Origin of the sequence: Pseudoduganella sp. S-14 (assembly GCF_049913285.1) — a bacterium.
Taxonomy (GTDB): domain Bacteria; phylum Pseudomonadota; class Gammaproteobacteria; order Burkholderiales; family Burkholderiaceae_D; genus Rugamonas.
Genome location: NZ_CP183991.1, coordinates 4,551,993 through 4,573,567, shown reverse-complemented (window position 1 = coordinate 4,573,567; position 21,575 = coordinate 4,551,993). Strand labels below are relative to the sequence as shown.

General features: G+C 60.9%; 23 protein-coding genes, 1 tRNA gene and 1 riboswitch. Of the genes, 22 read left to right on the top strand and 2 right to left on the bottom strand.

Annotated elements, in window-relative coordinates; translation table 11 throughout:
* Nucleotides 1-23: 23 nt before the first annotated feature.
* On the bottom strand, nt 24-1,445 hold the full coding sequence (locus ACN9MZ_RS20945) for a DUF7133 domain-containing protein (RefSeq protein WP_426338844.1): 1,422 nt from the start codon (nt 1,443-1,445) through the stop codon (nt 24-26).
* 16 nt (nt 1,446-1,461) lie between these two features.
* Here ACN9MZ_RS20945 and ACN9MZ_RS20940 point away from each other — a divergent pair, with 16 nt between their 5' ends.
* From ACN9MZ_RS20940 to ACN9MZ_RS20920, 5 genes are all read left to right on the top strand, one after another.
* Nucleotides 1,462-1,725 (top strand): hypothetical protein, encoded by a 264-nt coding sequence (locus ACN9MZ_RS20940; protein WP_426338843.1) that lies wholly within the window; start codon nt 1,462-1,464, stop codon nt 1,723-1,725.
* A gap of 31 nt (nt 1,726-1,756) precedes the next feature.
* Nucleotides 1,757-2,518, top strand: a complete 762-nt coding sequence (locus ACN9MZ_RS20935) for a GIN domain-containing protein (RefSeq protein WP_426338842.1) — start codon at nt 1,757-1,759, stop codon at nt 2,516-2,518.
* Nucleotides 2,519-2,561: 43 nt separating this feature from the next.
* The gene (locus ACN9MZ_RS20930; protein WP_426338841.1) at nt 2,562-3,179 is read left to right on the top strand and encodes a tetratricopeptide repeat protein; all 618 of its coding nucleotides are present in this window, start codon (nt 2,562-2,564) and stop codon (nt 3,177-3,179) included.
* Between the two features lie 156 nt (nt 3,180-3,335).
* A riboswitch (yybP-ykoY riboswitch) is annotated at nt 3,336-3,511 on the top strand.
* Between the two features lie 5 nt (nt 3,512-3,516).
* Complete coding sequence (locus ACN9MZ_RS20925; protein ID WP_426338840.1) at nt 3,517-4,095, top strand: TMEM165/GDT1 family protein; 579 nt, start codon at nt 3,517-3,519, stop codon at nt 4,093-4,095.
* A gap of 39 nt (nt 4,096-4,134) precedes the next feature.
* Entirely contained in the window at nt 4,135-5,115 is a 981-nt protein-coding gene (locus ACN9MZ_RS20920; RefSeq protein ID WP_426342938.1) for an NAD(P)H-quinone oxidoreductase, read from the top strand.
* Between the two features lie 115 nt (nt 5,116-5,230).
* Here ACN9MZ_RS20920 and ACN9MZ_RS20915 read toward each other — a convergent pair whose 3' ends face one another.
* Nucleotides 5,231-5,428, bottom strand: coding sequence for a hypothetical protein (locus ACN9MZ_RS20915; RefSeq protein ID WP_426338839.1), 198 nt, complete (start codon nt 5,426-5,428; stop codon nt 5,231-5,233).
* A gap of 90 nt (nt 5,429-5,518) precedes the next feature.
* On the opposite strand from ACN9MZ_RS20915, the gene tpiA reads away from it, so the two are divergent.
* The 17 genes from tpiA to nuoN all read left to right on the top strand — a co-directional run bounded on the left by tpiA (nt 5,519) and on the right by nuoN (nt 21,574).
* Nucleotides 5,519-6,265 (top strand): triose-phosphate isomerase, encoded by a 747-nt coding sequence (gene tpiA / locus ACN9MZ_RS20910; protein WP_426338838.1) that lies wholly within the window; start codon nt 5,519-5,521, stop codon nt 6,263-6,265.
* A gap of 30 nt (nt 6,266-6,295) precedes the next feature.
* On the top strand, nt 6,296-6,751 hold the full coding sequence (secG, locus tag ACN9MZ_RS20905) for a preprotein translocase subunit SecG (RefSeq protein ID WP_426338837.1): 456 nt from the start codon (nt 6,296-6,298) through the stop codon (nt 6,749-6,751).
* A gap of 95 nt (nt 6,752-6,846) precedes the next feature.
* A tRNA-Leu gene (locus tag ACN9MZ_RS20900) sits at nt 6,847-6,931 on the top strand.
* 141 nt (nt 6,932-7,072) lie between these two features.
* On the top strand, nt 7,073-7,432 hold the full coding sequence (locus tag ACN9MZ_RS20895; protein WP_426162773.1) for an NADH-quinone oxidoreductase subunit A: 360 nt from the start codon (nt 7,073-7,075) through the stop codon (nt 7,430-7,432).
* Between the two features lie 3 nt (nt 7,433-7,435).
* Nucleotides 7,436-7,912 carry a NuoB/complex I 20 kDa subunit family protein gene (locus ACN9MZ_RS20890; protein WP_028104278.1) on the top strand — a complete coding sequence of 159 codons (477 nt, stop codon included), beginning with the start codon at nt 7,436-7,438 and terminating at the stop codon, nt 7,910-7,912.
* A 6-nt stretch (nt 7,913-7,918) separates the two neighbouring features.
* The gene (locus ACN9MZ_RS20885; protein WP_426338836.1) at nt 7,919-8,509 is read left to right on the top strand and encodes an NADH-quinone oxidoreductase subunit C; all 591 of its coding nucleotides are present in this window, start codon (nt 7,919-7,921) and stop codon (nt 8,507-8,509) included.
* Between the two features lie 3 nt (nt 8,510-8,512).
* Complete coding sequence (locus ACN9MZ_RS20880; RefSeq protein WP_426338835.1) at nt 8,513-9,766, top strand: NADH-quinone oxidoreductase subunit D; 1,254 nt, start codon at nt 8,513-8,515, stop codon at nt 9,764-9,766.
* A 9-nt stretch (nt 9,767-9,775) separates the two neighbouring features.
* Nucleotides 9,776-10,255 carry an NADH-quinone oxidoreductase subunit NuoE gene (gene nuoE, locus ACN9MZ_RS20875; protein WP_426338834.1) on the top strand — a complete coding sequence of 160 codons (480 nt, stop codon included), beginning with the start codon at nt 9,776-9,778 and terminating at the stop codon, nt 10,253-10,255.
* Nucleotides 10,252-11,550, top strand: coding sequence for an NADH-quinone oxidoreductase subunit NuoF (nuoF, locus tag ACN9MZ_RS20870; RefSeq protein WP_426338833.1), 1,299 nt, complete (start codon nt 10,252-10,254; stop codon nt 11,548-11,550). Before nuoE ends, nuoF begins: the two co-directional genes overlap by 4 nt.
* Before the next feature lie 12 nt (nt 11,551-11,562).
* A complete protein-coding gene (gene nuoG / locus ACN9MZ_RS20865; RefSeq protein ID WP_426338832.1) occupies nt 11,563-13,893 on the top strand; it encodes an NADH-quinone oxidoreductase subunit NuoG in 2,331 nt (776 codons plus the stop codon).
* Nucleotides 13,893-14,975 (top strand): NADH-quinone oxidoreductase subunit NuoH, encoded by a 1,083-nt coding sequence (nuoH, locus tag ACN9MZ_RS20860; protein ID WP_426162760.1) that lies wholly within the window; start codon nt 13,893-13,895, stop codon nt 14,973-14,975. Before nuoG ends, nuoH begins: the two co-directional genes overlap by 1 nt.
* A gap of 15 nt (nt 14,976-14,990) precedes the next feature.
* Nucleotides 14,991-15,479, top strand: coding sequence for an NADH-quinone oxidoreductase subunit NuoI (gene nuoI / locus ACN9MZ_RS20855; RefSeq protein WP_130311253.1), 489 nt, complete (start codon nt 14,991-14,993; stop codon nt 15,477-15,479).
* 18 nt (nt 15,480-15,497) lie between these two features.
* Nucleotides 15,498-16,142: an NADH-quinone oxidoreductase subunit J gene (locus ACN9MZ_RS20850; RefSeq protein ID WP_426338831.1), complete on the top strand. Its 645-nt coding sequence runs from the start codon at nt 15,498-15,500 to the stop codon at nt 16,140-16,142.
* On the top strand, nt 16,139-16,447 hold the full coding sequence (nuoK, locus tag ACN9MZ_RS20845) for an NADH-quinone oxidoreductase subunit NuoK (protein WP_028104269.1): 309 nt from the start codon (nt 16,139-16,141) through the stop codon (nt 16,445-16,447). The genes ACN9MZ_RS20850 and nuoK overlap by 4 nt, the downstream gene beginning before the upstream one ends.
* 35 nt (nt 16,448-16,482) lie before the next feature.
* On the top strand, nt 16,483-18,534 hold the full coding sequence (gene nuoL / locus ACN9MZ_RS20840; RefSeq protein ID WP_426338830.1) for an NADH-quinone oxidoreductase subunit L: 2,052 nt from the start codon (nt 16,483-16,485) through the stop codon (nt 18,532-18,534).
* A gap of 24 nt (nt 18,535-18,558) precedes the next feature.
* Nucleotides 18,559-20,067 (top strand): NADH-quinone oxidoreductase subunit M, encoded by a 1,509-nt coding sequence (locus ACN9MZ_RS20835; protein ID WP_426162754.1) that lies wholly within the window; start codon nt 18,559-18,561, stop codon nt 20,065-20,067.
* A 22-nt stretch (nt 20,068-20,089) separates the two neighbouring features.
* Nucleotides 20,090-21,574, top strand: coding sequence for an NADH-quinone oxidoreductase subunit NuoN (nuoN, locus tag ACN9MZ_RS20830; protein ID WP_426338829.1), 1,485 nt, complete (start codon nt 20,090-20,092; stop codon nt 21,572-21,574).
* The last annotated feature ends 1 nt before the right edge of the window (nt 21,575 follow it).

Sequence of the window (21,575 nt, the reverse complement as noted above, 5' to 3'; positions counted from 1 at the left end):
CGATACCCTGTGCATATGCCCCATCAGCGTTGGTAGGTAACGCGATACACCTTGTGTGCGTGGTCGTCGGAAACGAGTATCGAACCATCCGGCATCATTGCGATATCGACCGGGCGGCCGCTCACTTCCTCGTTCTGCAGGAAGCCGTCGATGAAGGCGGTATCGCTTACCAGCTTGTTGCCATGCAGGGTGACCAGGCGCACCTGGTAGCCGATCTTGTTGGCCCGGTTCCATGAGCCGTGCTCCGCGATGAGCAACTGGTTGCGGTACTGCTCGGGGAACTGGGCGCCCGTATAGAAGGCCAGGCCGAGCGGCGCCACGTGCGGGCCGAGTGCCGCAACTGGCGGGACGTAGGCGTCGCAGCTTTTGCCCTTGCCGAATTGCGGATCGGGCAGCACGCCGCCGTGGCAGTAAGGGAAGCCGAAATGCATGCCGGCTTTCGGCGCAACGTTCAATTCGCAGGACGGCATGTTCTCGCCCATTTCATCGCGGCCGTTATCGGTAAACCACAATTCCTTCGTGACCGGGTGCCAGGTGAAGCCGACCGTGTTGCGCACGCCGCGCGCGTACAGCTCCCAGTTGCTGCCGTCCGGATTCATGCGCCAGATCTTCGAATATGCCTCGTCTTCCTTGTCGCAGACATTGCAGGGTGCGCCGATCGGGACGTACAGCTTGCCGTCCGGGCCAGCCTTGATGTATTTGGCGCCGTGCCAGGTCTCCTTTGGCAGGTCATTCTTGATGACCTTGTAGGTCGGCTTGCTGGCGTAGTTTTTCTCGATGTCGTCGAACTTGATGATGCGCGAGATCTCACCGACATACAGCGCACCGTTCAGCAGCGCGACGCCGTTGGGATGGTCCAGGCCTTCGGCAACGGTGACGACTTTCTCGGCCACGCCGTCCTTGTTGGCATCGAGCAGAGCGTAGACCTTGCCGGCCTTGTTCGAGCCAACGAAGACCAGGCCGCTGTCGGTCACGGCCAGTTCGCGTGCGCCCTGCACATTGTCGGCATAGACCGCGATCTGGAAGCCCTTGGGCAGTTTGAGCGCGGCCAGGCTGGTGTTTGCCGCGGCAGCCGGGGCTGCGGCGGGAGCCGCGCCTTTTCCGGCAACGGCCTTGCGGGCGGCAGCGTTGGCCGGCAGCAGGTATTCGGCCAACTGATTGAGCTGCACGCCGTTCAGTTGCTTGTCCCAGGCCGGCATGCCTTTGTCGACGACGCCTTTGCCGATCACGCGCAGCAGGTTGGCCCTGGTCGGCTGGCCGTGCAGCCAGCTAGCGTCGGACAGGTTGGGGCCGGCGGCGCCTTCCAGGTACTTGCCGTGGCATTGGGCGCAGTTTGCCTGGTAGAGCTTGTGGGCCGCGGTCAGGTCGGGCGCTGCCGATGCTTGGGAGGAGAGCAGGGCAGCGGCCAGGGCAGGGGCGGCCAGGATCGGGATCTTCTTAATCATCTTATTTCCCTCTGGAATGTCGAAATGGCAGGCGGATTATCCGCCTGTTCCCTGTTTTTTGCATTTCGTCGCATATGGCGGGACGCTGGGCGGGCCCGCCGATATGATGAAATCATCAAAAAACAGTCATGATGGAGAGCGCAAAATGAGAATCGCTAAAAACATGGAAGCCATCTTCCTGGCCGCCCTTTTGCTCCTTGGTGGTATTAATATGGCAACCATCGTTGCTACCAGTGCGATCCCCGAGCTGCCTTTTGTCCTCGCGGCAGCCAATCTGTGATAGCGCGCTGATGACTTACCAAGGATAGAAAATGAAGAAACCATTCCAGTTTGGCTTGCTGTTTACCGCGCTGTGTCTGTTCCTGGGCCTGGCCCGGGCCGACGACACGACGACGGAAACGCGGGCCATCGATGCGCGCGTGGTGCGCGTCAAGCTCGACGGCGTAATCGACCTCAAGCTGCGCCGCGGCGACACCCCGGCGCTCAATATCACCACCGACAAGCGTTACGTCAACAAGGTAACGGCAGTGCAGACCGGCGATACGCTTTATCTCGATACCGAGAGCCGCGGCGTCAAGCTGAAGTCCTCGGCGGTGAAGGTGGAGCTGGTGCTGCCGCAGTTGCGTGAACTGGTATCGGAGGGCGTGGGCAGCACGGAAGTCAGCGGCTTCAGTGGTGAAAATATCGACCTGACCCTGGATGGGGCGGGCAGCATGAAGGTGGTTTGCGACTACAAGAGGCTGAAGGCCAACCTGGGCGGCGTGGGCAGCATGCATGTGTGGGTGACGGAGAACGAGAACGTCGACCTCGACCTGCAGGGCGCGGGCTACATCACCATCGGTGGCCGTAGCAAGAATCTGAAGGCAACGCTGGGCGGCCTGGGTGGCCTGAATGCGCAGCAGTTCAAGGCGGAAGACGTGAGCCTGGATTTGAGCGGCCTGGGTAATGCAACCATCAATGCGTCCAACAACGCCAACCTGAATCTGAGCGGACTGGGTTCCGTGACCGTGTACGGCAAGCCCACCACCCGCAACGTCAGTGTGGATGGACTGGGCAAGGTGAGCTGGAAGTAAGAGACATTCTGCAGTGCATAAAAAGAGATAAATCTACAGCACCATGAAAAAACTACGAGGCGTGTTAATCGCGCTCGGCATCGCCCTGGGGCTGCAGGCCAGTGCGCATGCCGGGTTTGCGGAAGGGGCCACGGCGTATAACAACAAGAATTATGCGCTGGCCTACAAGGAGATCCTGCCGTTGGCCAAGGCGGGCAATACGGATGCCGAGCATTTGCTTGGCTTGATGTACTACATGGGCCGTGGCGTACCGCAGGACTACAAGCTGGCGCTGACCTGGCACCGCAAGGCTGCGCTCAAGGGCAAGGCCGATGCGCAGTACGTGGTGGGGGCCATGTACTACACCGGCAATGCGGTAATCCAGGACCATAAGGAAGCGGTGACCTGGTTCCGCAAGGCGGCGGAGCAGGGGCATGCGGATGCGCAGCAGGTTCTCGGGCTGATGTACCGGTATCACATTGGCGGCATGCCGCAGGACAATGTGATTGCCTATATGTTGTGGAACCTGGCGGCGGCTGGCGGCTCGGCCAATGCGGCGGAGCAGCGGGCGGCCGTGGCGAGGGGCATGACGCAGGAGCAGATTGAGGAAGGGCAGGCGTTGTCGTCGGCGTGGAAGCGGAATACGCCGTTGCCAAGGTCGTCGCGGACTGGGGGCGGCTGAAAACCGGCAAACCCGGGTCTGACCCGCAGGGTCAGACCCCGTCTGCGCAACCGCTACGAGGTCCGTTCAGGGCTTTTGACTCTCGACGAAGAGCAAGGTCGCACAACCGGAACCCCTGTCCCCAAGACCCTGGCCTACCGGTTTTGAGGTAAAATCCCGTCCGTCATTGGGGAGTAGCCTCTTCTCCGCCCCCGGAGGAGGCATATGTCAACATACTTGGCCCACAGGCCATGGCATATGCGGTCCCATACTTGGCAAGACCTTTGACCACAGCGCCGCCGACGTAGGCCGGGGGCGAGTTGTGGTCATTCGTCCGTGCCCGGCCTGGAAACACAATATGGAATCGCTCCTCGTCTCAACCGGCGTCGTCGCCCTGGCCGAAATCGGCGACAAGACCCAGCTGCTGGCCTTCCTGCTTGCCGCCCGCTTCAAGAAACCGCTGCCGATCGTAGCCGGCATCCTCATCGCCACCATCTTCAACCACGGCCTGGCCGGTGCACTGGGCGCCTGGATCACCTCCTTGCTCACGCCGGAAATGCTGCGCTGGGTGCTGGGCTTGTCCTTCCTCGGCATGGCCGCCTGGACCCTGGTGCCGGACAGGATCGAGGACGACGAAACCACTGTCGCCAGCCGCTTCGGCGTCTTCGGCGCAACCCTGGTGACCTTCTTCCTGGCCGAGATGGGCGACAAGACCCAGGTCGCCACCGTGGCGATGGCCGCCCACTATCCGGACCCGCTGATGGTGGTGGCCGGCACCACGCTTGGCATGCTGGTCGCCGATGTGCCTGCCGTCTTTGCGGGCGACAAGCTGGCCGCGAAAATCCCCCTCAAGCTGGTGCACGGCATCGCAGCCGCCATGTTCGCGGGGCTGGGCCTGGCCACCTTGCTCGGCATAGGCGCTCGCTTCGGGCTGTAAGCGCTACAATCGCCTCTTTCCAGGAGAGGTGATGCCATGATGCGTGCGATTGAAATCCAGAAACCGGGTGGCGCCGATGTGCTGCGCCTGTGCGAGCGTGCGTTACCGGTGGCGAAGGAGGGCGAGGTGCGCATCCGCGTGCACGCGGCGGGCATCAACCGGCCGGACGTGTTCCAGCGCATGGGCAGCTACGCGCCGCCGCCGGGCGCCACGGACATCCCGGGCCTGGAGGTGGCGGGCGAGATCGTCGATGGCGACCTGGCCGCCAGCGGCTTCAAGATCGGCGACATGGTATGTGCGCTGGTGCAGGGTGGCGGCTATGCCGAATACGTGACTGCGCCGGTGCAGCAGGTGCTGCCCGTGCCGCGCGGCCTGTCGCCGCTGGAGGCGGCCTCGTTGCCGGAGACTTTCTTCACCGTCTGGAGCAACGTCTTCGACCGCGCGGGGCTGGGCAAAGGCGAGACCTTGCTGGTGCAGGGCGGCACCTCGGGCATCGGCGTGACGGCAATCCAGCTCGCCCGCGCACTCGGCCATCGCGTGTTTGCCACGGCAGGCAGCGATGAGAAGGCGCGGGCTTGCGAGGCCCTGGGCGCGGCGCGCGGCATCAACTACCGCACTGAAGACTTCGCGGCCGTGGTGCGAGAGCTGACCGGCGATACCGGCGTCGACGTAATCCTCGACATGGTGGGCGGCGATTACCTGCCGCGCGAAATCAGTTGCCTGGCCGATGACGGCCGCATCGCCATCATCGCACTGCTGGGCGGCGCCAAGGGAACGCTGGACATGGGGCAGGTGCTGAAACGCCGCCTGACCATTACCGGGTCGACCCTGCGTCCGCGCTCGGTCGCGTTCAAGGGGGCCATCGCGCGCCAGCTGCGCGAGAAGGTATGGCCGCTGATCGAGGCGGGCGACATCAAGCCCGTGATCTACGAGAGCTTCCCGCTGGACCAGGCGGCCAAAGCCCACGCGCTGATGGAAAGCAGCAGCCACGTGGGTAAGATCATGCTGCAGGTACTTTAAGTCATATGTCGGCTGCGCCCCAGGTCGCCACAGTGACGGCAGGCAGCAGGACGAAGAACCCAGGCAACAGTCATGGTTCCCGGCACCTGTTTGAATAGGGAATCAACTGCGCCGACTAGTCCGCCGCGATGTTCGGCCGGCCCGACGATCGCGGCAATCGCGACCAGCGGCTGGACAAAGAGGAAAAGCCGATGACGAAGGTCCAGAACGTCATTGCCGTCGACGCGCCTTGAGCTTGATTGTTGAACAATATCGGCACGACGCCGATGATCAGGGCAAGGTAGCGCCAGCGCGAACCCGAAAGAGATGCCAATAATATAATTTCTATGGGGCGCGAAGTCTAGCGTTTGACCCGACTTTGGGGCGCACGCTACAATTACGGGTTATTAAAAATTAAGCTACTATGCGCCGCAAACTCGTCATCGGTAACTGGAAAATGAACGGCAGCCGTGCCGCCAACACTACCCTGTTGGCAGGCATCAAGGCTGGCCTGGGTGATGCGAAGGCCGATACCGCGGTCTGCGTCCCGGCCCCATATCTGGCACAATGTCAGGCTGAACTCACTGGCAGCGCAATTGCCTGGGGCTCACAGGATGTGTCCGCCCACGCTTCGGGCGCCTACACAGGTGAAATCTCGGCAGCCATGTTGCTGGATTTCGGCAGCAAATACGCCATCGTCGGCCACTCCGAGCGCCGCTCCTACCATAAGGAGAGCAGCGACCTGGTGGCCCAGAAGGCGCTGGCTGCTGTGAATGCCGGCCTGGTGCCGGTGGTTTGCGTAGGCGAGACGCTGGAAGAGCGCGAAGCCGGCAAGACTGCCGATGTGGTGGGCGAGCAACTGGACGCCGTACTGGAAGTGCTGGGTGCGGAGCAGCTGGCAAAGATTGTTCTGGCGTACGAGCCTGTTTGGGCGATCGGCACCGGCAAGACCGCCACCCCGGAAATGGCGCAGGAAGTGCATGCACTGCTGCGCGCCCGGGTGGCAAAGAAGGATGCGGCGTCTGCCGCCGGCATGCAGATCCTGTATGGCGGCAGCATGAAACCGGACAACGCCAAGCAGTTGCTGGCCCAGCCTGATATCGATGGCGGCCTGATTGGCGGTGCAGCACTGAAGGCGGCGGATTTTCTCGCCATCGTCGCTGCTGCATAAGCGGGGCAATTTTACTATTTAAGGAATAGCATGAACTCTTTGTTCAATCTGGTTATCGTAGTGCAGGTCATCTCCGCCGTGGCGATCATTGGCTTGGTACTGCTGCAGCATGGTAAGGGTGCCGATATGGGCGCCGCCTTCGGTTCTGGTGCTTCGGGCAGCTTGTTTGGTGCTTCTGGCTCCTCCAACTTCCTGTCGAAGTCGACTGCACTGGCGGCAGCCATTTTCTTCGGCGCCACCCTTGGCCTGTCGGTCCTGGCTAGCAAAGGCAATATTTCGGCCGGCGCCGGCGTGATGGATAACATCAAGGCCCCGGCAGCGGCTCCTGCTCCGGTAGGTGGCGCTGCGGCGATTCCTTCGGCCGCTCCTGCCGCTCCTGCTGCGCCAGTGGCTGCAACCCCGGCTCCTGTCGAGGCGCCGGCTGCTTCCGCGCCTGCTGCTTCGGCGCCTGCGGCGGCCGCGCCAGCTGCTTCGCCAGCGAAGTAAAACTGGCAACTTTGAACTTTTTGCCGTTTTTCTTCTTGATTATGCGCAATTTGCATTAACAAAGCGATGATCACAGTGTAGAATAGCGGCCTATTGCCGACGTGGTGAAATTGGTAGACACGCTATCTTGAGGGGGTAGTGGCGCAAGCTGTACGAGTTCGAGTCTCGTCGTCGGCACCAAAAAAGATCAAAAGCCAGCAGGTCGTTTGAATCGTAGATTCAGGGCTTAGCTGGTTTTTTTACGAGGATGTGTCGTTTGATCCTGGTCTCAGTAGCAAGTGATTGGGGTCGAGCGTAATTCAACTTAGCTGCTTACCCATCGTGAACCTCGAAAATTACTTCCCCGTCCTGTTGTTCCTTATCGTCGGCCTTGGCGTCGGCGTAGTCCCGCAAGTGCTCGGCCATATCCTTGGCCCGAACAAGCCCGATGCGGCCAAGCTCTCCCCATTCGAGTGCGGCTTCGAAGCTTTCGAAGACGCGCGCATGAAATTCGACGTGCGTTACTACCTCGTCGCAATTCTGTTCATTCTGTTCGACCTTGAAACTGCATTCTTCTTCCCATGGGGTGTCTCCATGCGTGAACTGGGCTGGCAGGGTTACGTGACGATGATGGTGTTCATCGCCGAATTCGTGGTCGGTTTTTGGTATATCTGGAAGAAAGGTGCCCTTGATTGGGAATAAGCCATGTCTATTGAAGGCGTATTTAACGAAGGCTTCATCACCACTACCTTTGATACGGTAATCAACTGGGCGCGTACGGGTTCGATGTACCCGATGACGTTCGGTCTGGCTTGCTGTGCAGTGGAGATGATGCATGCTGGTGCTGCCCGTTACGACCTGGAGCGTTTCGGTTTCATGTTCCGTCCGTCGCCACGTCAGTCCGACGTGATGATCGTGGCAGGCACCCTGTGCAACAAGATGGCCCCTGCGCTGCGCAAGGTCTATGACCAGATGCCGGATCCACGCTGGGTGATCTCCATGGGTTCCTGCGCCAACGGCGGCGGCTACTACCACTACTCGTACTCCGTAGTGCGCGGTTGCGACCGTATCGTGCCGGTCGACGTGTACGTGCCGGGCTGCCCGCCGACTGCAGAAGCACTGCTGTACGGCATCCTGCAGCTGCACAACAAGATCAAGAAGACCAACACGATCGCGCGGTAAGACCTTATGAACACACATCTGCAAACACTGGTCTCCGCCCTTGAGCAAAAGCTGGGCGAGCGGGCCTCCATCGTCGTCGCGCTGGGCGAAGTGACGATTACAGTCAAATCTGGGGACTACTACCAGGTAATGCAAGAGCTGCGCGACGACGCAGCTTTGCGTTTTGATACGCTGATCGACTTGTGCGGCGTTGACTACTCGACCTACGGTGAGGGCACCTGGGACGGCCTGCGCTTCGCAGCCGTGACCCACCTGCTGTCCGTCACCAAGAACTGGCGCCTGCGCGTGCGCGTGTTCGCGCCGGACGAAGACATGCCTATCGTGGCCTCCGTGACCACGATCTGGCGCGCCGCCAACTGGTTCGAGCGCGAAGCGTTCGACCTGTACGGCATCATCTTCGAAGGCCACAACGACCTGCGCCGCATCCTGACCGACTACGGTTTCATCGGCCATCCATTCCGCAAGGACTTCCCAGTGTCGGGCTACGTTGAAATGCGCTATGACCAGGAGCAGAAGCGCGTTGTCTACCAGCCTGTGACCATCGAGCCGCGCGAAAACGTGCCGCGCGTGATCCGCGAAGAAAACTACGGGAAGTAAGAAATGGCTGAAATTAAGAATTACACCCTGAACTTTGGTCCGCAGCACCCTGCGGCGCACGGCGTGCTGCGCCTGGTGCTGGAGCTGGACGGTGAAGTGATCCAGCGCGCCGACCCGCATATCGGCCTGCTGCACCGCGCTACCGAGAAGCTGGCCGAGCAGAAGACCTACCTGCAATCCGTGCCTTACATGGACCGCCTGGACTATGTGTCCATGATGTCCAACGAGCACGCCTACGTGATGGCGATCGAAAAGCTGCTGGGCCTGGAAGTGCCGGTGCGCGCGCAGTACATCCGCGTGATGTTCGACGAGATCACCCGCCTGCTGAACCACTTGCTGTGGCTGGGTGCGCACGCGCTGGACGTGGGCGCCATGGGCCCGTTCCTGTACGCCTTCCGCGACCGCGAAGACCTGATGGACTGCTACGAAGCAGTGTCGGGCGCCCGCATGCACGCGGCTTACTACCGTCCGGGCGGCGTGTACCGCGACCTGCCGGACGCCATGCCGCAGTACAAGGCATCGCTGATCCGCAACGCGAAAGCGCTGGCCGAACGTAACGAGAACCGCCAGGGCTCGCTGCTGGACTTCGTGGAAGACTTCACCAAGCGTTTCCCGACCTATGTCGACGAATACGAAACCCTGCTGACCGACAACCGTATCTGGAAGCAGCGTACCGTCGGCGTCGGCGTGGTGTCTCCAGAAGACGCGATGGCCATGGGCTTCACCGGCGCCATGCTGCGCGGCTCGGGCATCGCCTGGGACGTGCGCAAGAAGCAGCCGTACGAAGTGTATGACAAGATGGACTTCGACATCCCGATCGGCACCAACGGCGACTGCTACGACCGCTACCTGGTGCGCGTGGAAGAGATGCGCCAGTCGAACAAGATCATCAAGCAGTGCGTGGCATGGCTGAAAGCCAACCCGGGTCCTGTCATGACCAGCAACCGCAAGGTCGCTCCGCCTAACCGCGTGGACATGAAGACCAATATGGAATCGCTGATCCACCACTTCAAGCTGTTTACCGAAGGCTTCCACGTGCCGCCGGGCGAAGCGTACAGCGCGGTGGAACACCCGAAAGGCGAATTCGGCATCTACCTGATCTCCGATGGCGCCAACAAGCCATACCGTATGAAGATCCGCGCACCGGGCTTCGCCCACCTGCAGGGTCTGGACGAAATGTCGCGCGGCCACATGATCGCCGACGCCGTGACCATCATCGGTACCCAGGACATCGTTTTCGGTGAAATCGACCGCTAAGGGCAAGAAATGCTGTTATCCCAAGAATGCTATAAAAAAATCGACCGCGAGTTGGCCAAGTATCCGGCCGACCAGCGCCAGTCGGCCGTGATGGCCGCGCTGGCCCACGCCCAGGTTGAACTGGGCTGGCTGTCGCCAGAAACCATGAAGGAAATCGCCGACTACATCCGCATGCCGGCCATCGCCGTGCAGGAAGTCGCGACTTTCTACAATATGTACAACCTGAAGCCGGTCGGCAAGCACAAGATCACCGTGTGCACCAACCTGCCATGTGCACTGTCGGGCGGCGTGAAAGCTGCCGAGCACCTGAAGGCCAAGCTCGGCATCGACTTCCGCGGCACCACCGAAGACGGTGCGTTCACGCTGATGGAAGGGGAGTGCATGGGCGCCTGCGGCGACGCACCGGTGCTGCTGGTGAATAACCACCGCATGTGCAGCTTCATGAGCAACGACAAGATCGACTCCCTGGTGGAGGAACTGAAGAAATGACCTCCCTGCACGACCGTCACATCAATCCGCTGATCCTGAAGGATCTGAACGGCGACAACTGGCACCTGGCCGACTACGTGAAACGTGGCGGCTATTCGGCACTGCGCAAGATCCTGGAAGAGAAGATCCCTCCAGAGCAGATCATCGCCGACCTGAAGACCTCCGGCCTGCGCGGCCGCGGCGGTGCGGGTTTCCCGACCGGCCTGAAATGGTCCTTCATGCCGCGCCAGTTCCCTGGCCAGAAATACCTCGTCTGCAACACCGACGAAGGCGAACCAGGTACCTTCAAGGACCGCGACATCATCCGCTACAACCCGCATTCGCTGATCGAAGGCATGGCCATCGGCGCGTATGCGATGGGCATCACCGTGGGCTACAACTACATCCACGGCGAGATCTTCCAGGACTACCTGCGCTTTGAAGAAGCGCTGGAAGAGGCGCGTGCCGCCGGCTTCCTGGGCGACAAGATCATGGGTTCGGAGTTCAGCTTCCAGCTGCACGCCCACCATGGCTACGGTGCCTACATCTGCGGCGAAGAAACCGCGCTGCTGGAATCGCTGGAAGGCAAAAAAGGCCAGCCGCGCTTCAAGCCGCCTTTCCCAGCATCGTTCGGCCTGTACGGCAAGCCGACCACCATCAACAACACCGAGACTTTCGCGGCCGTTCCGTTCATCCTGAACATCGGCGCCGAAAACTACCTCGGCCTGGGCAAGCCGAACAACGGCGGCACCAAGATCTTCTCGATCTCGGGCGACGTTGAGCGTCCAGGCAACTACGAAGTCCCGCTGGGCACCCCGTTCGCCAAGCTGATGGAGCTGGCCGGCGGTATGCGCGGCGGCAAGAAGATCAAGGCCGTGATCCCTGGCGGTTCGTCCGCTCCGGTGATCCGCGGCGAGATCATGATGCAGACTGACCTCGATTACGATTCGATCGCCAAAGCCGGCTCCATGCTGGGCTCGGGCGCCGTGATCGTGATGGACGAGACCCGCTGCATGGTGAAGGCCCTGGAACGCCTGTCCTACTTCTACTTTGAAGAGTCGTGCGGCCAGTGCACCCCGTGCCGTGAAGGCACCGGCTGGATGTACCGCATGATCCACCGTATCGAGAACGGCCAGGGCCGTCCTTCGGACCTGGACATGCTGAACTCCATCGCCGACAACATCCAGGGCCGCACCATCTGCGCTCTGGGCGATGCTGCCGCTATGCCGGTACGCGCCTTCGTCAAGCAGTTCCGCGAAGAATTTGAATATCACGTCGAACACAAGCACTGCCTGGTGCCTGTTTCGGCTTACTAAGCTGCGATTATCATGGTTGAAATCGAAATTGACGGCAAAAAGGTAGAAGTCCCTGCGGGTAGCATGGTGATGGACGCCGCCAACAAGCTGGGTACCTACATCCCGCACTTCTGCTATCACAAGAAATTGTCGATCGCTGCGAACTGCCGTATGTGCCTGGTCGAAGTGGAGAAGGCGCCTAAGCCTTTGCCAGCATGCGCCACGCCGGTATCGGCTGGCATGGTCGTGAAATCCGCCTCCGACAAGGCTGTGCAAGCACAGAAGTCGGTGATGGAGTTCCTGCTGATTAACCACCCGCTGGATTGCCCGATCTGCGACCAGGGCGGTGAGTGCCAGCTGCAGGACTTGGCCGTAGGTTACGGCAAGATGGAGTCCCGCTACGAAGAAGAGAAGCGTGTTGTGCCGCCGAAGGCCGGCAGCTCGCTGGTGGCGATGGAAGAAATGTCGCGCTGCATCCACTGCACCCGTTGCGTGCGCTTTGGCCAGGAAGTGGCCGGCGTGATGGAACTGGGCATGCTGGGCCGCGGCGAGCATTCCGAGATCACCACTTTCGTGGGCGAAGCAGTGAGCTCCGAAATGTCGGGCAACATGATCGACCTGTGCCCGGTCGGCGCGCTGACCTCGCGTCCATTCCGCTACAGCGCCCGTACCTGGGAACTGTCGCGTCGCAAATCGGTCTCCCCGCACGACTCCACCGGCGCGAACCTGATCGTGCAAGTGAAGCAGGGCTCCGTGAAGCGCGTGCTGCCGTTCGAGAACGAAGCCGTCAACGAGTGCTGGATTTCCGACAAGGACCGCTACTCCTACGAAGCGCTGGAAAGCGCCGAGCGCCTGACCAAGCCTATGCTGAAGCAGGGCGGCGAGTGGAAAGAAGTGGAATGGCAAGTCGCGCTGGAATACGTGGCGCACGGGCTGAAGAACATCAAGCACGAACACGGTGCGGACTCGCTGGCAGCCTACGGCACCGCGCACTCCACCGTGGAAGAACTGGCCCTGCTGAAGAAACTGATGCACGGCGTGGGTTCCGAGAACGTGGACTTCCGCCTGCGCCAGAGCGATTTCGCGCTGGACGGCGAAGTCAAGCCATGGCTGGGCATGCCGATTGCTGAACTGAGCTCGCTGCAGCGCGTGTTCGTGATCGGTTCCTTCCTGCGCAAGGACCACCCGCTGTTCGCGACCCGCATCCGCGCGGCCGTGAAAGCCGGCGGCAAGCTGTCCGTGCTGCACGCAGCCGACACCGAAAACCTGATCACCACCGCCAACAAGATCATCGCTGCGCCGACCGACTGGCTGGCCGCGCTGTCCGGCGTGGTGGCCGCTGTCGCCAAGTCGAAGGGCGTTGCCGCTCCTGCCGGTTTCGAAGGCGTTGTCGCCTCGGCCGAAGCAGAAGCAATCGCTGAATCGCTGGTGGGCGGCGAGCGCAAAGCGATCTTCCTGGGTAACGCCGCCGTGGCGCATCCGGAAGCGTCGAAGCTGCACGCTGCTGCACAATGGATCGCTGAACAAACCGGCGCCAAGCTGGGTGTCCTGACCGAAGCGGCCAACACGGTTGGCGGCTACCTGGTTGGCGCCACTGCGAAGAACGCTGCTCCAGCCTTCTCCGTACAGAAGAAAGCCTACGTGCTGCTGAACGCCGAGCCGGAACTGGACGCCGCCAACCCGCAAGCTGCAAAGACCGCGCTGAACGCCGCCGAAATGGTTGTCGTGATGTCGGCCTTCAAGCACGGCATGGATTACGCCGACGTGCTGCTGCCAATCGCTCCGTTTGCCGAGACTTCCGGCTCCTTCGTCAATGCCGAAGGCCGCCTGCAGTCGTTCAACGGCACCGTCAAGCCGATGGGCGAGGCCCGTCCGGCCTGGAAAGTGCTGCGCGTTCTGGGCAACATCCTGGGCCTGGGCGGCTTCGACTACGAAACCTCGGAATCGATCCGCGACGAACTGTTCGAAAAGGGCGCGTCCGACCTGTCGGCCAAGCTGTCGAACGTGTCGCGCAAGGCTGCCGTTGCCGGCGTGCCGTTCACCGCGACTGGCCTGCAGCGACTCGCCGACGTGCCGATCTATTTCGCTGACGCCCTGGCGCGCCGTTCCGGTCCGCTGCTGGCGACCACCGATGCCGCCGCTCCTAAAGCGCACCTGTCTACTGCCGCTGCGCAGCAGATCGGCGTGAAGGCCGGCGACAAGGTTGAAGTGAAGCAGGGCTCCGGCTTTGCGATCCTGGAAGCGACCATCGACGCCGGCCTGCCAGCGAACGTGGTGCGCGTGTCCGCCGCACACGCATCGACCGCGATGCTGGGCGCGATGTTCGGTGACATCACCGTTGCTAAAGCAGGGGAGGGCAAGTAATGGCTCTGCCAGAAATGATTGATTCGATTAAAGTGATGGGCGAGGCCAACCTCGGCACTTTCTGGCCGTTCGTCTGGACCATGGCCAAGATCCTGTGCGTGACCCTGCCTCTGATGGGCCTGGTTGCCTACCTGACCCTGTGGGAGCGTAAGCTGCTGGGCTGGATCCAGATCCGTATCGGCCCGAACCGCGTGGGCCCGAACGGCCTGCTGCAGCCGATCGCCGACGCACTGAAACTGCTCTTTAAAGAGATCATTGTCCCGACCAAGTCGAACAAGTCCCTGTTCTTCATCGGTCCTGTGATGACCATCATGCCGGCACTGGCTTGCTGGTCCGTGGTGCCGTTCGCCCCGGGCGCCGCCCTGGCCGACGTGAACGCCGGCCTGCTGCTGATCATGGCGATCGCCTCGATGGAGGTGTACGGCATCATCATCGCCGGCTGGTCCGCCAACTCGAAGTACTCCTTCATGGGCGCGATGCGTGCATCGGCACAGATGGTGTCCTACGAAATCGCGATGGGCTTCGCCCTGGTGATCGTGCTGATGGTTTCCGGTTCGCTGAACCTGTCCGAGATCGTGGCCGGCCAGCAGAAGGGCACCATGGCTGCCATGGGCCTGAACCTGTTCTCCTGGAACTGGCTGCCGCTGCTGCCGATCTTCGTCGTGTACCTGGTGTCCGGCCTGGCTGAATGCAACCGTCACCCGTTCGACGTGGTGGAAGGCGAATCCGAGATCGTCGGCGGCCACATGGTCGAATACGGCGGCATGGCTTACGCGATGTTCTTCCTGGCGGAATACGCCAACATGATCCTGATCGGCCTGCTGGCGTCGATCATGTTCCTGGGCGGCTGGTCCGCTCCGATCGCAGCGCTGGAAATCGGCGGCGTGTTCGGCGGCTTCTTCTGGCTGTTCATCAAGACCTTCTTCATCGTGTCGCTGTTCATCTGGACCCGCGGAACGTTCCCACGTTATCGCTACGACCAGATCATGCGTTTGGGCTGGAAAGTGTTCATCCCACTGACCCTGGTTTACCTGGTCTTCGTGGCGACCTGGATGCAGACCTCCTGGAATATTTGGAAGTAAGAGAGCGAATACAGAATGGACCGATTGAAAGACTTCTTCGGCAGCTTCATGCTGACCGAACTGTTCAAGGGGATGGCGCTGACTGGCAAATACATGTTTGCCAAGAAGATCACCGTCCAGTTCCCTGAAGAGAAAACGCCGATCTCGCCGCGTTTCCGCGGCCTGCACGCCCTGCGCCGTTACCCGAACGGCGAAGAGCGCTGCATCGCCTGCAAACTGTGCGAAGCAGTTTGCCCGGCGATGGCGATCACCATCGAGTCGGAGCAGCGTGACGACGGCAGCCGCCGTACCACCCGCTACGACATCGACCTGACCAAGTGCATCTTCTGCGGCTTCTGCGAAGAATCCTGCCCGGTGGACTCGATTGTCGAGACGCACGTACTGGAATACCACGGCGAAAAACGCGGTGACCTGTACTACACCAAAGAGATGCTGCTGGCCGTGGGCGACCGCTACGAAGCGGAAATCGCGGCTAACCGCGCGGCCGATGCCAAGTACCGCTGATCGCCGAGGCTAATAAAAATGAACTTCACTTCTATTTTGTTCTACGTGTTCGCTGCCATCCTGGTGCTGGCATCGCTGCGCGTTATTACTGCACGCAACCCGGTGCATGCGGCACTGTACCTGGTGCTGGCCTTCTTCCAGGCGGCCGGCATCTGGATGCTGCTGAAAGCCGAATTCCTGTCCATCGTGCTGGTGCTGGTGTACGTCGGCGCCGTCATGGTCCTGTTCCTGTTCGTCGTGATGATGATCGACATCGACCTCGACAAGCTGCGTGCGGGCTTCTGGAATTACCTGCCGGTTGCTTCCATCATCGGCGGTGTGATCGTGCTGGAAATGGCTGCCGTGATCTGGCGCTCGTTCCCGTCCACCGGCACCGCAGTGCCTGAGGCGGCCAACAGCATCGGCCAGACCAAGGCGCTGGGCCTGAAGATCTATACCGAGTACGTCTACGCATTTGAAATCGCAGCCGTGGTCCTGCTGGTGGCTATCGTTGCCGCCGTGGCCCTGACCCTGCGCAAGCGCAAAGACACCAAGGCTATCGACCCGGGCGTTGCCGTCCGCGTCAAGCGCAATGACCGCCTGAAGATCGTGAAGATGGACGCTACCGTCTGGCATGCGCCGAGCGGCGACGCTGGCAACGAAGCAACGAAGGAGGCACCATGACTTTATCCCTGGCTCATTACCTGGTCCTGGGCGCGATCCTGTTCGCGATCTCGATCGTCGGTATTTTCCTGAACCGCAAGAACGTCATCGTCCTGCTGATGGCCATCGAACTGATGCTGCTGGCGGTGAACATGAACTTCATCGCGTTCTCGCACTACCTGGGCGACGCGGCCGGGCAGATCTTCGTCTTCTTCATCCTGACCGTGGCGGCTGCCGAATCGGCAATCGGCCTCGCGATCCTGGTGGTGATGTTCCGTAACCTGGACACCATCAACGTGGAAGACCTGGATAGCCTCAAAGGCTGAGTTAATAACCTCGAATAATACGCATAAGGTAAATCATGACGGGGCAACTTAACCCAACCCTCCTTCTGGCCGTTCCGCTGGCGCCATTGGCAGGTTCCGCAATCGCGGGCCTGCTGGGCACCAAGTTCTTCGGCAATGTCGTCGGCCGCAAGGTGTCGCATAGCGCGACCATCCTGGGCGTGCTGATCGCTTTCCTGATCTCGTTCCAGACGCTGATGAATCTGCTGAATGGCTACGAGGTGTTTAACGCCGACGTGTACCGTTGGATGACCGTGGGCAGCGTCAAGCTGGCCGTCGGGTTCCAGATCGACACGCTGACTGCGATGATGATGAACGTGGTGACCTTCGTGTCGCTGATGGTTCACATCTACACCATCGGCTACATGGCTGAAGACGAAGGCTACAACCGCTTCTTCTCCTACATCTCGCTGTTCACCTTCTCCATGCTGATGCTGGTGATGTCCAACAACTTCCTGCAGCTGTTCTTCGGCTGGGAAGCGGTGGGCCTGGTGTCCTACCTGCTGATCGGTTTCTGGTACACCCGCCCGACTGCCATCTTCGCCAACATGAAGGCCTTCCTGGTCAACCGCGTGGGCGACTTCGGCTTCATCCTGGGCATCGGCATTATCCTGGCCTACACCGGATCGATGGATTACCAAGAGGTATTCCTGAAGAAGGAAGCCCTGATCAACGGTACCCTGCCGGGCACTGAATGGGCTTTGATCTCGGTCGCCTGTATCTGCCTGTTCATCGGCGCGATGGGTAAATCGGCGCAGTTCCCACTGCACGTCTGGCTGCCAGACTCGATGGAAGGCCCGACCCCGATCTCGGCACTGATTCACGCGGCAACCATGGTGACCGCCGGTATCTTCATGGTGACCCGCATGTCGCCGCTGTTCGAAATGTCGGACGCCGCGCTGTCGTTCATCCTGGTGATCGGTTCGATTACCGCGCTGTTCATGGGCTTCATGGGCATCATCCAGAACGACATCAAGCGCGTGGTGGCTTACTCGACCCTGTCGCAGCTGGGCTACATGACCGTGGCATTGGGCGCCTCCGCTTACTCGGTGGCCGTGTTCCACCTGATGACCCACGCGTTCTTCAAGGCACTGCTGTTCCTGGGCGCCGGCGCCGTCATCATGGCGATGCACCACGACCAGGACATCCGCAATATGGGCGGCCTGAAGAAGTACCTGAAAGTGATCTGGATCACCTCGCTGCTGGGCTCCCTGGCGCTGATCGGTACCCCTGGCTTCTCGGGCTTCTACTCGAAAGACATGATCATCGAGGCGGTACATGCCACCCAGCTGCCGGGCGCTGGCTTTGCCAACTTCGCCGTGCTGGCCGGCGTGTTCGTGACCGCGTTCTACTCCTTCCGCATGTACTTCGTCGTGTTCCACGGCCCGGAGAACTTCGGCAAGGAACACCACCACGCGCACGATTCGCACCACGCTGACGAAAGCGAAGAAGACGACCATGGCCACCACGGCCTGGCTCCAGGCGAGAAGCCACATTCGCCAGGCCTGGTAGTGACCCTGCCGCTGATCCTGCTGGCCATCCCGTCCGTCGTGATCGGCGCGATCGCGATCGAACCCATGCTGTTCGGCAGCTTCTTCAAGGACGTGATCTTCGTCGGCGAGAACCACCACGCGATGCATGAACTGGCGGAAGAATTCCATGGCCCGCTGGCGATGATCGTTCACTCGTTCACTTCGCTGCCACTGTGGCTGGCGATTGCCGGCGTGGCTTCGGCTTACTACTGCTACATGGTCAATCCGAAGGTTCCTGCCTGGTTCTACGAGAAGTTCAAGTTCCTGCACACCCTGCTGGACAACAAGTACTACATGGACAAGTTCAACGAGGCTGTCTTTGCCCGCGGCGCACGCCTGCTGGGCGAGGGCCTGTGGGCTGCTGGCGACCGCGCCATCATCGATGGCCTGATGGTGAACGGTTCGGCGAAAGTGGTGGGCTGGTTCTCCAGTGTCACCAAAGTGTTCCAGACCGGCTATATCTATCACTACGCCTTCGTGATGATCATCGGTATCCTGGGCTTCCTGGTGTACTTCCTGCCGTTTTGGCACGCTTAACAGCTGACGCAAAAGAGATAACAAATGCAGTCAACGATTAATACTCTACCTCCTTACCTCAGCCTGTCGATCTGGGTACCGATCGTCTTCGGCCTGATCGTACTGGCCATCGGCCGCGATACGCGGGCCGGCATGGTGCGCGTGCTGTCGCTGGTAGGCGCCCTGGTATCCCTGGTGCCGACCATCCCGCTGATGACGCAGTTCGACAAGGCCGCCCACGGCATGCAGTTCGTGGAAAAGGCCGCCTGGATCGAGCGCTTCAACATCTTCTACTCGCTGGGCATTGACGGCCTGTCGATGTGGTTCATCCCGCTGACCGCCTTCATCACCGTGATCGTGGTGATTTCGGCATGGGAAGTGATCACCGAACGCGTGGCGCAGTACATGGGCGCGTTCCTGATCCTGTCGGGCCTGATGATCGGCGTGTTCGCCGCCATGGACGGCCTGCTGTTCTACTTCTTCTTCGAAGCGACCCTGATCCCGATGTACATCATCATCGGCGTATGGGGTGGTGCCAACCGCATCTACGCAGCGTTCAAGTTCTTCCTGTACACCTTCTTCGGTTCGCTGCTGACGCTGGTTGCCATCATCTACCTGTACAACAAGTCCGGCAGCTTCGATATCCTGGCCTGGCACAAGCTGCCGCTGACCATGGGTGAGCAGGTTGCGATCTTCTTCGCCTTCTTCATGGCCTTCGCCGTGAAGGTGCCGATGTTCCCGGTCCACACCTGGCTGCCGGACGTGCACGTGGAAGCGCCGACCGGCGGTTCCGCCGTGCTGGCCGCGATCATGCTGAAGCTGGGTGCTTACGGCTTCCTGCGATTCTCGCTGCCGATCGTGCCTGACGCTTCGCACAAGCTGGCGCCAATGGTGATCGTGCTGTCGCTGATCGCCGTGATCTACATCGGCCTGGTGGCCCTGGTGCAGAAGGACATGAAGAAACTGGTGGCGTATTCGTCCATCGCGCACATGGGCTTCGTGACCCTGGGCTTCTTCATGTTCAACGAGATGGCAGTGCAGGGCGGTATCGTGCAGATGGTGTCGCACGGCTTCATCTCCGGCGCGATGTTCCTGTGCATCGGCGTGCTGTATGACCGCATGCACTCGCGCCAGATCGCCGACTACGGTGGCGTCGTGAACAAGATGCCAAAGTTTGCCGCATTGTTCATCCTGTTCTCCATGGCTAACTGCGGCCTGCCAGCCACCTCCGGCTTCGTGGGCGAGTTCATGGTGATCCTGGGCGCCGTGCAGTTCAACTTCGTGACCGGCATCCTGGCTGCTACCGCCCTGATCTTCGGCGCGGCTTACTCCCTGTGGATGGCCAAGCGCGTGATCTTCGGCGCCATCACCAACAAGCACGTGGAAGAGCTGACCGACGTTAACAACCGCGAGTTCCTGATGCTGGGCATCCTGGCGATCGCTGTGCTGGTGATGGGCCTGTACCCAGCGCCATTCACCGACGTGATGCAGGTTTCCGTGGCCGACCTGCTGGCGCATGCGGCTCAAAGCAAGCTGCCAGCCGTGGCCCCTTGATTGCAAATAGGACCTAGTTTTCATGAATACCACTAACCTGATCCCGCTCTACGCAGAAGTCTTTCTGCTGATCGCCGCTTCGGCGATCCTGCTGATCGACATGTTCCTGGCAGAGGGCAAACGTGCGATCACTTATATGCTGACGCTGGCGACCCTGGTGGGCGCGGCCTTCTTCAGCTTTGCCGACTACACATCCGGCAGCACGGTGTACGCTTTCTCGAATATGTTCATCAGCGACCCGATGGGCAACCTGCTGAAACTGTTCTCCTACCTGACCATGGCGATGACGCTGGTGTATGCACGCCAGTACTCCACCGACCGCGGCATGTTGGGCGGTAACCTGGGCGGCGAGTTCTACGTCCTGGCGCTGTTCTCCCTGCTGGGCCAGATGGTGATGATCTCGGCGAACAACTTCCTGACCATCTACCTGGGCCTGGAACTGATGTCGCTGTCGCTGTACGCCCTGGTGGCCCTGCGCCGCGACGATGCCCGCGCTACCGAAGCTGCGATGAAGTACTTCATCCTCGGCGCGCTGGCTTCCGGCTTCCTGCTGTACGGCATGTCGATGCTGTACGGCGCGACCGGTTCGCTGGATATCTCCCGCGTGGCTGCCAAGATCGGCTCCGGCACCGTCAACCCGACCATCCTGACCTTCGGCCTGGTGTTCGTGGTGGCCGGCCTGGCGTTCAAGCTGGGCGCCGTGCCGTTCCATATGTGGGTGCCGGACGTCTATCAAGGCGCTCCAACCGGCGTGACCCTGCTGCTGGGCGGCGCTCCGAAGCTGGCGACTTTCGCCATCTGCGTGCGCCTGCTGGTGGAAGGCATGCGCCCTGCGGCTGGCGACTGGCAGCAGATGCTGATGATCCTGGCCGTGCTGTCCTTGGCCATCGGCAACCTGACCGCAATCGCACAAACCAACCTGAAACGCATGCTGGCTTACTCCACCATCGCGCAAATGGGCTTCGTGCTGCTGGGCTTGATGGCCGGCGTTGTGGGTCACGAGACGGCCAATGGCGCCGCCGCCTACTCGTCCGCCATGTACTACGCGATCACCTACGTGCTGACCACCGTCGGCTCGTTCGGCCTGATCATGGTGCTGGCGCGCCAGGGCTTTGAAGCCGAAGAAATCAACGATTTCAAGGGCCTGTCCAAGCGCAGCCCGGGCTACGCAGTGCTGATGTCCGTGCTGATGTTCTCGCTGGCCGGCGTACCGCCGATGATGGGCTTTGCCGCCAAGTTCGCGGTGCTGCAATCGGTGCTGGCGACCGGTGCTGTGTGGCTGACCGTGTTTGCCGTGATGTTCTCGCTGGTGGGCGCGTTCTACTACATTCGCATCGTGAAAGTGATGTGGTTCGACGAGCCGGCTGACACCACTCCTCTGTCTGTCAGCACCGACAAGGGTATCGTGCTGGCACTGAACGGCCTGGCCGTCGTGGTGCTGGGCATGATCCCAGGCCCTCTGCTGAACGCCTGCATGGCGGCGATGCAGAAGACCCTGGCTTCCTGAT

Excerpts from the sequence above, each read along its gene's own strand:
- ACN9MZ_RS20945 (WP_426338844.1), bottom strand. The coding sequence starts at position 1,445 with ATGATTAAGAAGATCCCGATCCTGGCCGCCCCTGCCCTGGCCGCTGCC.
- ACN9MZ_RS20940 (WP_426338843.1), top strand. The coding sequence starts at position 1,462 with ATGTCGAAATGGCAGGCGGATTATCCGCCTGTTCCCTGTTTTTTGCAT.
- ACN9MZ_RS20935 (WP_426338842.1), top strand. The coding sequence starts at position 1,757 with ATGAAGAAACCATTCCAGTTTGGCTTGCTGTTTACCGCGCTGTGTCTG.
- ACN9MZ_RS20930 (WP_426338841.1), top strand. The coding sequence starts at position 2,562 with ATGAAAAAACTACGAGGCGTGTTAATCGCGCTCGGCATCGCCCTGGGG.
- ACN9MZ_RS20925 (WP_426338840.1), top strand. The coding sequence starts at position 3,517 with ATGGAATCGCTCCTCGTCTCAACCGGCGTCGTCGCCCTGGCCGAAATC.
- ACN9MZ_RS20920 (WP_426342938.1), top strand. The coding sequence starts at position 4,135 with ATGCGTGCGATTGAAATCCAGAAACCGGGTGGCGCCGATGTGCTGCGC.
- tpiA (WP_426338838.1), top strand. The coding sequence starts at position 5,519 with ATGCGCCGCAAACTCGTCATCGGTAACTGGAAAATGAACGGCAGCCGT.
- secG (WP_426338837.1), top strand. The coding sequence starts at position 6,296 with ATGAACTCTTTGTTCAATCTGGTTATCGTAGTGCAGGTCATCTCCGCC.
- ACN9MZ_RS20890 (WP_028104278.1), top strand. The coding sequence starts at position 7,436 with ATGTCTATTGAAGGCGTATTTAACGAAGGCTTCATCACCACTACCTTT.
- ACN9MZ_RS20885 (WP_426338836.1), top strand. The coding sequence starts at position 7,919 with ATGAACACACATCTGCAAACACTGGTCTCCGCCCTTGAGCAAAAGCTG.
- ACN9MZ_RS20880 (WP_426338835.1), top strand. The coding sequence starts at position 8,513 with ATGGCTGAAATTAAGAATTACACCCTGAACTTTGGTCCGCAGCACCCT.
- nuoE (WP_426338834.1), top strand. The coding sequence starts at position 9,776 with ATGCTGTTATCCCAAGAATGCTATAAAAAAATCGACCGCGAGTTGGCC.
- nuoF (WP_426338833.1), top strand. The coding sequence starts at position 10,252 with ATGACCTCCCTGCACGACCGTCACATCAATCCGCTGATCCTGAAGGAT.
- nuoG (WP_426338832.1), top strand. The coding sequence starts at position 11,563 with ATGGTTGAAATCGAAATTGACGGCAAAAAGGTAGAAGTCCCTGCGGGT.
- nuoH (WP_426162760.1), top strand. The coding sequence starts at position 13,893 with ATGGCTCTGCCAGAAATGATTGATTCGATTAAAGTGATGGGCGAGGCC.
- nuoI (WP_130311253.1), top strand. The coding sequence starts at position 14,991 with ATGGACCGATTGAAAGACTTCTTCGGCAGCTTCATGCTGACCGAACTG.
- ACN9MZ_RS20850 (WP_426338831.1), top strand. The coding sequence starts at position 15,498 with ATGAACTTCACTTCTATTTTGTTCTACGTGTTCGCTGCCATCCTGGTG.
- nuoK (WP_028104269.1), top strand. The coding sequence starts at position 16,139 with ATGACTTTATCCCTGGCTCATTACCTGGTCCTGGGCGCGATCCTGTTC.
- nuoL (WP_426338830.1), top strand. The coding sequence starts at position 16,483 with ATGACGGGGCAACTTAACCCAACCCTCCTTCTGGCCGTTCCGCTGGCG.
- ACN9MZ_RS20835 (WP_426162754.1), top strand. The coding sequence starts at position 18,559 with ATGCAGTCAACGATTAATACTCTACCTCCTTACCTCAGCCTGTCGATC.
- nuoN (WP_426338829.1), top strand. The coding sequence starts at position 20,090 with ATGAATACCACTAACCTGATCCCGCTCTACGCAGAAGTCTTTCTGCTG.